Origin of the sequence: Nocardia sp. CC213A (assembly GCF_030766805.1) — a bacterium.
Classification (GTDB): domain Bacteria; phylum Actinomycetota; class Actinomycetes; order Mycobacteriales; family Mycobacteriaceae; genus Nocardia; species Nocardia otitidiscaviarum.
On the sequence record NZ_JASFXA010000019.1, the window covers coordinates 160585 to 170603 of the forward strand.

Consider the following 10019-nt stretch of genomic DNA (forward strand, 5'->3'; position numbering starts at 1 on the left):
TGCCTCTCCTGCTCCGGATCCGTCCCTCCGGCTCCCTGGCCCGGGCGGGAGGTCCGCTGCGCGGCCGTCGGTCAGCGCTGCGGCCGGGTCGGTGACGGGGGTTCACCCTTGCTCCACACGTCGAACGGCACTCCGAAGGTCACCGCGCCGCCGCGTTCGAAGACGAAGGTGAACGGCAGCGCCACCCCGGGTCGCAGCGCGCCCGCGACCGGGCGCACCACGACGGTGAACGGCTCGTCGGGTGCGGTCGCCGGATCCACCGATTCGATCGGCTGCCCCGCGGCGATCGCGGTACCGGCGTCGATGACCAACTCGTCGGGTTCGGCCTCGATCCGCACCTCCTCGGCGGCCGCCGAGGCTATCGCCAGCAGCCGGTCCGGAGCGCCGATGCCGGTGTGAATCGCGGTGAACGACAGGCTGACCGAACCGTAGTCGCCGATCCGCTCACCCACGGACTCCGCCGCGAGATACACATTGCGCAACGCGATATCACCGGCCTCGGCATTGCTGCCGTTGACCGGGTTCTTGTCCATACTGGTCTGCGAGAGCTGGCCCGCGCCGCACCCGGTGAGCAGTCCCGCCACCAGGATGAGCGCGGCCGCGGCCGTGACCGCCGGTCGTCTCGGCATACCGGCCCCCTTCAGAACTGTGGCGGCGGGTAGCGGGGTTCTACGCTCGGCACCCAGGGCGGCGTGTATCCGTAACCGCCGTACAGCTTTTCGTAGTAGGAATGCGGATCGTGCAGCGGGGGGTCGTAGGGAGCGCTCTGCTCGACGCTCTCCCGGGTGCGGTCGATGTGCACCGTTTCGTCGTCGATACGGGTGATCGCCTCCACCGGTACCAGGCGCTTGGTCTTGCCGATCCCGAGCAGGCCGCCGGAACCGATGCGCAGCAGCCGCACCCGCTGTTCGTGCTCGTCGATGACGAGGCCGTCGACCTCGCCGATCTCGTCACCGCTGCGGTCGACGACGGTCCGGCCGCGAATATCGTCCGCGACGCTGCGCGGTTGCAGCGCCGTGTCATCGAGATCGATGAGCGTGGGAAGTCGCTGTTCGGCCATCTCGGCTTCCTTTCCGCCCGCCCGACAGCCCGCGAGCGGTTCGAGGTTGCTGTCATCGGCGAGATGCCCGATGACGTCGCCGTCAAACGCCGGGGCTCACGAGATGGCGGCGCAGGCGACCCGTTGTCCGGCGTCGCCGGTGGACAGCGTTTCCGCATCCGGCACCTCGCCGCCGCCCGGCAGGGTGTAGCGGCTCGGGATATTGCCGAAGTTGTCCTCGCCCGCGTGGATCACCGCCGCGCGCCCGGCACCGTCGTTGCGCAGATCCGCCAGAGTGAACGCGGAAGTGGTGGTCACCAGCAGCCCGCGGCCGTCGGGGCGGACATGAACGGACGTCAGATCGCCGCTCGCGGGATGCCCGGAATGCCCGCCGACCTGCAGGTGGCCCCCGGCCGACAGGAACGCCCCGGGCTCGCCGCCTCCGGGCGGGGCGGAGTTCGGCTCGCATTCGCCGCGCTCGTGTATGTGGAAGCCGTGGAAGCCGGGATCCATGCCGTGTACCTCGGCGCGGATCTCCACCAGGCCGGGGCGTTCGATGAACGTCACCGTGCCCGCCGGGCGTCCTTCGGCATCGATGAAGCCGGCGGATATGAAGTTCCCGCCGGGCGAGTGTCCAGGGTCTCCGGGAGTCTCCCCGATCACCGACGGTACCGTGCTGCCGGTCCACACCGAGGGCATCGTGCCCGTGGTGTCGCTGGGCTGCTGATCGGCCACGCATCCGGCGGTGAGGCCGACCGCGCAGCCCACCGCCAGCACGGCGGTGACCAGATGGGAGCGGGTGGCTCGTCGGAGCCGGTCGCGAGGCGTCGTTCTCCGGTGTGGCAGCGCCGTGCGGCGTGGCGACCGACCGGCGTGTGCGCGTGGCTGACTACGCGGCATGGGCTCACTCCTGTTTCTCGGATGCTGAGGGTGTCGTTCGGGTTGATCTCGTCTTCGGGGCCTCTGTCGGGCGGTTAACCACTGTGGCGGCGGTAATGCTCGGGTCGGCGCGATCATTCGGTTGAAGCCGGGTGCACCGGGTAGTCGCGGCATATCGAGAGCCGACGATTCGACACTGCGACGGAGGGATGCGGATGGCGTCGAACGGGGGTCGGGACGGGTCGCCCCGGGAGGCCGCGACCGGCTCGTCGGTGGCCGCGAGCCAGCCGTCGACCAATCTGCTGTTCCCGATTCCGCCGCCGCCCGAGGACACCCGGGTCGCCGCCCTGCTGCGCCGCGAAACCGTCGGCGGCGCACTGGTTCTCGCGGCGACGGTGCTCGCCCTGGCGTGGGCGAACTCGCCCTGGCAGGACGCCTACGCCACGGTCCGTGATTTCACCTTCGGGCCGCACGTCGCCCATCTGCACCTGTCGGTGGGGGAGTGGGCGGCCGGGGGGTTGTTGGCGATCTTCTTCTTCGTCGCCGGGCTCGAGCTCAAACAGGAGTTCGTGACCGGTGAGCTGAGCCGCTTCCGCAGGGCGATCCTGCCGGTGGCGGCCGCGCTGGGCGGCATGATCGTGCCCGCGCTGGTGTACGTGGCGATCATCGTGAGCACGGGGGTGGACGCGCTGCGTGGGTGGGCCATTCCGTCCGCGACCGATATCGCCTTCGCGGTCGCCATTCTCGGCCTGATCAGCACCCATCTGCCGCCCTCGCTGCGCACCTTCCTGCTCACGCTGGCGGTCGTGGACGACCTCATCGCCATCACCATCATCGCCGTGTTCTACTCGGGGACGTTGACCCCCGCGTACTTCGGTGGTGCGCTGCTCGCCCTGCTCGCCTTCGCGTTCGTGGTGCGGCGCTGGCCGCGAAGGTGGTGGCTGCTGCTACCGCTGGCGATCGTGACCTGGGCGATGGTGCACGGGGCCGGCGTGCACGCCACCGTCGCGGGACTGCTGCTGGGCGCGGTGGTCCCGGTGCGCGGCGGCGATCGCGACCCCTATCCCGCGCAACGGCTCGAGGAACGCTGGCGACCGGTCGCGGCCGGACTGGCGGTACCGGTGTTCGCCCTGTTCGCGGCCGGGGTGTCGGTCAGCGGGCTGCGCGGTCTCACCGAGGCGCTCACCGACCCGGTGGCGATCGGCATTGTCGCCGGTCTGGTGCTCGGCAAGTCCTTCGGCATCTTCGGGACGACCTTCGCCGCGGCCCGCTGGACCCGCGCGCGGCTGGACCCCGGACTGCGCTGGATCGACGTCTACGGTGCGGCCCTGTTGGCGGGCATCGGCTTCACCGTCTCCCTGCTCATCTCCGAACTCGCCTTCGGCCCCGGCAGCCCGCATGCCGAACACGCCAAGATCGGCGTCCTGTGCGGCTCCCTGACCGCCGCGGTCCTGGCCGCCGTCATCCTCCGCATCCGCAACCGCGCCTACCGGCGCGCCGAGCATGAGGAAGAGGCCGAACAAGAGAAACAGCACGAATGAACGACAACGACAACACCCGACCTCGGGGAGGAAGCGATGACCACGAAATTCGAGAAGACCACGGATCTTGTCACGGTGGCCGAGTTCGACAGCTACACCGCCGCCGAACGCGCCGTGAACAGCCTGTCGGAACTGGGGCGTGGGTAATACGGGGAGCCGGACAGCGTCGGGGCGCGATCACATCCGCTCCGGCGAGCATCACTCGTCGACCATCACCCGTTACGGCGCGACGCAACGCCCGCATCAATCGGCCGGGGCTGGGTAACGCCGCCGTAGAGGTTCCCAAACTACGAGGAGGCGGCTATGCCGATGTCCTGCAACAAGATCGTTCGTACCACCGTGGCCGCCGGGTTCATCGCGGCCGGGGCGATGCTGGCGGCCTGCGGCGACGACGAAGAGCCCGGTGTCCAGGACACCACCACCATGACCACACCGGATCTCACCACCACGGCGACGGCCACGACCACTCCCGGCGGGGACGAGGACGTGGTGACGCCCGCCGCAGCCCAGCAACTCTGCGACATGATCGAGCCCGAACTCGACAACTGGCGCGACCAGGGCGCGACACTGGCCAAGGTCTCCTTCAACGGCACCGTGCAGAACTGGGCAGTCCGCAACGACGGGCTCAACGACGAGGTGATCGCCGATACCACCATCGTCGACGAGGCCACCACCAACACCTGCCCGGATATCCGCCAGCAGGCACTCGAGGTGCTCGAGGTGCAGAACCTGTCCGACGCACTGGTCGGTTTCGGTAGCTGATCGCCGCGAGTAGCAGCACCGACGAGGTGGTCGGCAGTCGCTACCCGCGTGCTGTCACGCGGGCGTTGGTGACTGTTCGCGGACGGCGGTGAGGGTGAACACGCCGGTGGCGGCCGCCACCACCGCCAACGCGGCCAATCCGAGCCCGTAGGAGCCCAGCGCCCCGTACACCGCGCCCATCACCAGCGGCGGCACGAAGCCGCCCAGACCGCCCGCGGCGCCGACCATTCCGGTGACCGATCCGACCCGTTCGGCCGGGGCGAGCAGGGCCACCAGTGCGAACACCGCGCCGCTGGCGGCGCCGAGCGCCGCGGCCATCGACAGGAACGCCGCGGTGGCCACCGGCATCAAGGCGGGCGTGGATGCCTGTACCGCGGCAGCGACGGTCACCACGGCCATGGCGGTGGCCAGCACTCGAATCGGCCCGAGATGGTCGGCCAGCCAGCCGCCGACCGGACGCATGGCCACCGCCAGCAGGACGAAACCGGCCATCCGCGCCGCCGCGTCCGCCTGTGTCAGCCCGTACGCGGTCTTCAGATAGGCCGGCAGGTACACGGAGAAGGCGACGTAGCCGCCGAACGTCACCGCGTACAACACCGCCGCCTGCCGGGTCACCGTCATGCGCGCGGTCGAGCTCAGCCGTCGGGTCAGCGGCTCGGTCGGGACGACCCGGCCGGGCGCATCACGAAGGATCAGCGCCGCCACGATCGCGTAGATCAGCAGTGCGGCCGCGGTGACCAGGAACGGTGTCGACACCGAACCCGCGTCGACCAGCGCGACGGTGGTCAACGCGCTGATCGCGGTGCCGCCCGTGCCCACACCGAACAGCCCGATCGCGAGCCCGCGCCGTCCGGGTGGGAACCAGGAGTTCACGAATGGCACGCCGACCGCGAAGGCGGTGCCGCCGATTCCGAGGAAGAACCCGCCCACCAGCAACGTGGCCAACGACTGATGGCCGATCAGCCCCACGAACAGCACCGGCATGATCGTGCACATCGACACCAGCGGGAACATCACCCGCCCACCGAAGCGATCGGTCAACGCACCGACCGGGATTCGCCCCAGCGATCCGACCACCACCGGCACCGCGACCAGTGCCGCTTGTGCGAACGAGCTCAAATCCAGCGCATCCTTGAACGACGGTCCCAACGGACTCAACAGCGCCCACGCCCAGAAGTTCAGCGCGAACCCGACCGTCGCCAGGGTGAGCATCAGGAGTCCCCGCGCCGACGTGGGCTCGGCCTTCTCGGTGGGCGGAACCGGTTCTGTCGCAGGTATTTCCAGGTTCTCTTCGGCTGTGCTCATCGCCACATCCCGCATCCGGTCGTGTCATCGGTGCCGTCCGTTTCGTCGGCACCTCGAGCATCGGCCGCACCGCGTGGTCGTCAGCAGAGGCGGTGGGTTTCGACCCTGATGACCATCGTCCCTAGCCCACTGTCGATGGGTGTAACACCGCCTCAGCGGGGAGCGAGTTCGGTGAGGTAGCCGCGCAGGGCGCGTTTGGTCTCGCGGATCAGGGCCGTGCGTTCGGGTTCGGTCGCGGCGATGATGGCGGGCATGGTCGCCCGCACGATCTGCACCGCGATGAGCGCGCCGCGGCGGCGGTCCTCGATCGGCAGGTCGGGGTAGCGGACGGCGATGACCGATTCGGCGCGGCCGAGGACGGCCTGCTGGAGGGGTCTGGTGCCCGCGGCGAGGCTGGCGGGCATGTCGGGGTTGGTGAACAGGGCCTTGGCGCCGGGGTTGTCGAGGTTGAAGGCGATGAGCGGGTCCAGTAGGTGATCGACGAGTTCGTCGAGGGGGAGGTCGGCGAGGTCGGCGCGATCGAAGGCGGAGGCGTGCGCGGCGCGGAAGGCGTCGACCAGTCGGGTCGAGAGGGCCTCCGCGATGGCCTCCTTGTTGGCGAAGAACTGGTAGAGCGAACCGGGGGAGACCCCGGCGCGGGTGGCGATGGCATTGGTCGAGGTCGCCTCGTAGCCGAGTTCGCCGAACAGTTCCAGTGCCGCGTCCAGGATGACGGACATGCGCTGCCTGCCGCGCTCCTGGCGGCGGACGGAACGGCCTTCGGGCACCACACCTCCTGTTGACAAATACGAGAGATCTCTCGTAATTTCAAAAACACGAGAGGTATCTCGTATTCGCCAAGGCTAGCAGACCGACGGAGTCCACCCATGCCTGTACTGCACCGACTCGGCACCCTTCTCGCCCACCGACCCCGGCCGGTGCTGGCCGCCGGGCTGCTGCTCACCATCGTGCTTGCGGTGATCGGCGCGGGCGCGATGGGTGCGATGATCCTGAACCGATGGGAGGCTCCCGGCACCGAATCGGTGCGTGCGCAGGAGCTCTTGCAGCGCGAATTCCACACGGGCAATGCCAATTTCATTCTGCTCGTGACGGCTGCCGCGGGCGGTGTGGACGATGCCGCCGTCGCCGACACGGGGCGCGAACTCACCGCGGAACTAGGCGCCGACCCCGCGGTCGCCGATGCCTGGTCGTACTGGTCGCAGGACGGTGACCCGACCATGCGCAGCGCGGACGGGCGGCAGGCGGTGGTCCTCGCTCACGTCGCGGGCGACGCCACCGCCGCGCGGGCCGAGATCGTGGATCGGCTGCTGCCCGCGTACACCAGGGCCGAAGATGTCGTGCGGGTTCAGGTCGCGGGCGCGGAGGCGGCATCGGGCCAGATCAGCGCCCAGGCCGCGCAGGACTTCCTGCGCGCCGAGATGATCATCCTGCCCGTGATGCTGCTGCTGTTGCTGCTGCTGTTCCGTCGTACCCGGCTCGCCCTGTGCACGCTGGGCGTCGGCGTGTTCTCGGTCGTCGCCACCCTCGCCGCGCTGCGCGGGGTCGCCGCCCTCACCGACGTCTCGACCTTCGCGGCGAATATCACGCTGGTGATGGGGATCGGCTTGGGCGTGGACTACAGCCTGTTCGTCATCACCCGGTTCCGCGAGGAACTCGGCAGGGGTGCAACGGTTTCCGATGCCGTCATCACCTCGGTGCGCACCGCCGGACGCACGGTGCTCTTCAGCGGCGCGACGGTCGCCGCGGCGCTGGCGGTGCTGCTGGTCTTCCCGTACTCGTTCCTGCGGTCGTTCGCGTACGCGGGTGTGCTGGTGGTGCTGATGGCCTGCCTCGGTGCGTTGGTGCTGCTGCCCGCGGCGCTGGCCGTGATCGGTCATCGCGCGCTGCCGCGTCGCCCCCGCGCCACCGCCGAGACCGAGCGCGGTTTCTGGTATCGCTTCGGCGATGCGGTCATGCGCTATCCGGTGCGATTCTCGATCGCCGGTCTGCTGCTGATCGCCGCCCTCGCCGCGCCCGCACTCGGTATGCGCATCGGTCTGCCCGACGATCGCGTGCTGCCGCCCAGCGCCTCGACCCGGCAGGCGTACGACGAACTACGCGCGGGCTTCACCGTCGAAGCCAATGACGCCATCCACTTCGTCGCGCCGGACGGTCGGCAGGCTGGTGTGGACGGCATCGCCCGGTATGCCGCCGAGCTGTCCCGCGTCGACGGTGTGGCACAGGTGAATTCGGCCGCCGGCGTCTACGTGGACGGTCGTGAGGTGCGCGCCGCGCCGCATCCGGAACGGTTCGTCGGCGACAGCGGCGCGCGGCTGGAGGCGATTCCGCTGCGGGAGGTGCTCGCGGGCACCGACGTCCCCGGTTTCGTGGCGCAGCTGCGCGCGGTCCCCGCGCCGTTCGACACCGTGCTGGTCGGTGGCTACCCGGCCGAACTCACCGACTTCCGTGCGACGCTGACCGACCGCATCCCCCTGGTCGCGGTGCTCATCGCGGTGGTCACCTTCGTGCTGGTGTTCCTGATGTCGGGCAGTCTGCTGATTCCGCTGAAAGCCATTGTGCTGAACCTGCTCAGCCTGTCGGTCATGTTCGGCGCGCTGGTTGTCGTCTTCCAGAACGGCGCGCTCGCAACGCTTCTCGGCTTCACCCCGATCGGAACCCTGGACCCCGCCTTCCCCATCCTGCTGTTCTGCGTCGCCTACGGCCTGTCCATGGACTACGAGGTCTTCCTGCTGTCCCGCATCGCCGAGCGCTACCGCGCCACCGGTGACAACCGCCGCGCCGTCCTGGAGGGCCTGCAACGCGCCGCCCCGCTCATCACCGCCGCCGCGGTCATCCTGGCCGTCTCCTTCTCGCTCTACGCCACCGGCCGCGTCATGTACCTCCAGATGCTCGGCATCGGCACGGCGGTGGCCATCATCGTCGACGCCACCATCATCCGCGCGATCCTGGTGCCTGCCTTCATGCGCCTGGCCGGTCGCGCCAACTGGTGGGCCCCCGCACCACTGCGAAAACTGGCCGCCCGCTTCGATTCCCATGCCGATGACGCGCCCGGGCCGCCGGTGCGGGCAGGGGGCGAGCCGTGGATTCCGGTCGGTTAGGTCGTTTCGGGGTGCGGTCGATCGCCCATCCGGGGCATCCCCGGCCCAGGCTTGGCGCGGCCCTGGTTGGCGGGCCGGGTACCGCCGCACCATGGGGTCGAAATCTGCTCGTGCACAGCGATTCCGAGCGATGTCCGGTCGATCACCAGTAGGAGAGCGATCACATGAGCGAGACCCAGAACCCAACGGACCCCTGGCCGGTGCTCCGCGAACGCGCACAGACCGGGCAACTCGAATTCGAACCGGACGCCGCGTACGAGGCCGCCGAACTGGCCTCGGCGGTGATCGGCGAACTGCGCGCGATCCGGCTGGTCGCCGAGCAGGTGGAGGAGAACGAGCCGGTCTCGAATCTGTCCTCCGGCTCCACCTTGGCTTCCAGATTCGCGATGAAGGGCAGCGAGTTGCACCGACTGCTCGGGAGCCATATCGGCATTCTCGAGGATATGGTCGACACGTTCGTCGCCGCCGGGCGCACCTACGCCATCGCCGAGGGCGAGAACGCCGACAGCTTCGATGATCTCTCGGTGCCGGAGCGCCCCACGGAACTGCCCGGTGGGCCGCCGGAGCGAACCGCGATCCCCGGACCGCTCGACAGCCGGTCCGAATACTCCGTCCCGGCCGATGGCACCGCACATGACATCACACCCCAGACGCAGCGGTTGCAGAACCACGACGCCTTCGACGTCACGACTGTCACGGTCGAGAGCGCCGCCAACAAGTCGTACGAATTCCTCTACGAACTCGGCCAGAGCATCGCCGATTCGTCATCGCCGCAGCGGACGGCGAACTGGTCCGGTATCTGGGAATGGATGGCGGATCAGCTGCGGGAGACGTTCCTCGAGTTCATCAACCGCATGGACTCGGTCACCGCCGAGCAGTGGCGCGGTGCGGGTGGCGAGGCGGCGGTGGCGTCGGTGCACAACTACACGCGCAGTATGTCGACGCTGTGGGAGAGCATGCGCCTGATGGGCGACAATCTCGCGTATACGTCGGGGTGGCTGGAGGCGACCCGGGTCAGCATGCCGCAGGAAGCGGAGAACCCGGCCGGAACCATCGAACCCGGCGGGCTGGAGATGGTGGGCGTCGGTGTGGGCAATATGACGACCTACAGCTCGGATACGACCGTGGTGGACCCCACTCCGCAGTACCGGCGGAACATGTACCAGACCTACGGCTCGGGATTGCCGTGGTCGATGCGTCGGCTGCCCACCTTGCCCGAACCCCAGGTGATGGTGGCGGGGATCGACATTCCGACGCAGCCGAACGGGTCCGGCGGATCCGGCGGCACCGGTGGCACCGCAGCGGGCTCCGGCGGCGCGGCACCCGCGGCGGCGACCGGCGGCGCACCGGTGCCCGGTGTCACCGGCACCGGGCGACCGGTCTCGATGTCGACGC

The 10019-nt window shown here is 69.3% G+C and carries 9 protein-coding genes; 4 read left to right on the top strand and 5 right to left on the bottom strand.

Annotation, left to right across the window (positions count from 1 at the left end):
* Positions 1–71 precede the first annotated feature (71 nt).
* The 3 genes from QJS31_RS29240 to QJS31_RS29250 form a co-directional block, all read right to left on the bottom strand.
* Positions 72–629, bottom strand: coding sequence for a hypothetical protein (locus QJS31_RS29240; protein WP_306358219.1), 558 nt, complete (start codon positions 627–629; stop codon positions 72–74).
* An 11-nt stretch (positions 630–640) separates the two neighbouring features.
* Positions 641–1060, bottom strand: a complete 420-nt coding sequence (locus tag QJS31_RS29245; RefSeq protein WP_306358220.1) for a PRC-barrel domain-containing protein — start codon at positions 1058–1060, stop codon at positions 641–643.
* 96 nt (positions 1061–1156) lie between these two features.
* Positions 1157–1939 carry a superoxide dismutase family protein gene (locus QJS31_RS29250; RefSeq protein WP_306358221.1) on the bottom strand — a complete coding sequence of 261 codons (783 nt, stop codon included), beginning with the start codon at positions 1937–1939 and terminating at the stop codon, positions 1157–1159.
* 194 nt (positions 1940–2133) lie between these two features.
* Between QJS31_RS29250 and nhaA the strand changes: the two genes are divergently transcribed.
* Positions 2134–3459, top strand: coding sequence for a Na+/H+ antiporter NhaA (gene nhaA, locus QJS31_RS29255; RefSeq protein WP_306358222.1), 1326 nt, complete (start codon positions 2134–2136; stop codon positions 3457–3459).
* A 303-nt stretch (positions 3460–3762) separates the two neighbouring features.
* The gene (locus tag QJS31_RS29260) at positions 3763–4221 is read left to right on the top strand and encodes a hypothetical protein (protein ID WP_282780003.1); all 459 of its coding nucleotides are present in this window, start codon (positions 3763–3765) and stop codon (positions 4219–4221) included.
* 54 nt (positions 4222–4275) lie between these two features.
* On the opposite strand, the gene QJS31_RS29265 is transcribed toward QJS31_RS29260, so the two are convergent.
* Together QJS31_RS29265 and QJS31_RS29270 are read right to left on the bottom strand one after the other, a co-directional pair.
* Positions 4276–5526 carry an MFS transporter gene (locus QJS31_RS29265; protein ID WP_306358223.1) on the bottom strand — a complete coding sequence of 417 codons (1251 nt, stop codon included), beginning with the start codon at positions 5524–5526 and terminating at the stop codon, positions 4276–4278.
* A 152-nt stretch (positions 5527–5678) separates the two neighbouring features.
* Positions 5679–6293, bottom strand: a complete 615-nt coding sequence (locus tag QJS31_RS29270) for a TetR/AcrR family transcriptional regulator (RefSeq protein ID WP_282780007.1) — start codon at positions 6291–6293, stop codon at positions 5679–5681.
* A gap of 99 nt (positions 6294–6392) precedes the next feature.
* Between QJS31_RS29270 and QJS31_RS29275 the strand changes: the two genes are divergently transcribed.
* Both QJS31_RS29275 and QJS31_RS29280 read left to right on the top strand, forming a co-directional pair.
* Complete coding sequence (locus tag QJS31_RS29275) at positions 6393–8624, top strand: MMPL family transporter (protein WP_306358224.1); 2232 nt, start codon at positions 6393–6395, stop codon at positions 8622–8624.
* Between the two features lie 164 nt (positions 8625–8788).
* Positions 8789–10019 (top strand): hypothetical protein (locus QJS31_RS29280; RefSeq protein ID WP_306358225.1); only part of this gene is annotated, 1231 nt, incomplete at its 3' end.